This is a genomic window from Exiguobacterium sp. BMC-KP, assembly GCF_001275385.1.
Classification (GTDB): Bacteria; Bacillota; Bacilli; order Exiguobacteriales; family Exiguobacteriaceae; genus Exiguobacterium_A.
Genome location: NZ_LGIW01000004.1, coordinates 1 through 849 on the forward strand (window position 1 = coordinate 1; position 849 = coordinate 849).

Sequence of the window (849 nt, forward strand, 5' to 3'; positions counted from 1 at the left end):
GATGGAAGTGCATGTGCAAGTTTCAAGACCGTCTGATTGGCAAATCCGTCAGGCACCAAAGTCAAGGAACGATGCGGAGTCCCGTAGGGACGTAGGTCACGATTTCACACTGCCAAGAAAAGCCTCTAGTGAGGGGGAAGGCGCCAGTACCGTAAACCGACACAGGTAGGCGAGATGAGAATTCTAAGACGCGCGGGATAACTCTCGTTAAGGAACTCGGCAAAATGGTCCCGTAACTTCGGGAGAAGGGACGCTCTACACATGTAGAGCCGCAGTGAATAGGCCCAAACGACTGTTTAGCAAAAACACAGGTCTCTGCTAAATCGCAAGATGACGTATAGGGGCTGACGCCTGCCCGGTGCTGGAAGGTTAAGGGGATGGGTTAGCGCAAGCGAAGCTTTGAACCGAAGCCCCAGTAAACGGCGGCCGTAACTATAACGGTCCTAAGGTAGCGAAATTCCTTGTCGGGTAAGTTCCGACCCGCACGAAAGGCGTAACGATTTGGGCACTGTCTCAACGAGAGACCCGGTGAAATCATAGTACCTGTGAAGATGCAGGTTACCCGCGACAGGACGGAAAGACCCCATGGAGCTTTACTACAGCCTGATATTGAGGCTTTGTGCATGATGTACAGGATAGGCGGGAGACGTCGAGCCCGGAGCGCCAGCTTCGGAGGAGTCACCCTTGGGATACCGCCCTTCATGCATAGAGTCTCTAACTCGCAGCCGTAATCCGGCTGGAGGACCGTGTCAGGCGGGTAGTTTGACTGGGGCGGTCGCCTCCTAAACAGTAACGGAGGCGCCCAAAGGTTCCCTCAGAATGGTTGGAAATCATTCGTAGAGCGCAAAG

General features: G+C 54.1%; 1 rRNA gene. It reads left to right on the forward strand.

Annotated elements, in window-relative coordinates:
* Positions 1–849, forward strand: a 23S ribosomal RNA gene (locus ADM98_RS00400); the annotation flags it as partial.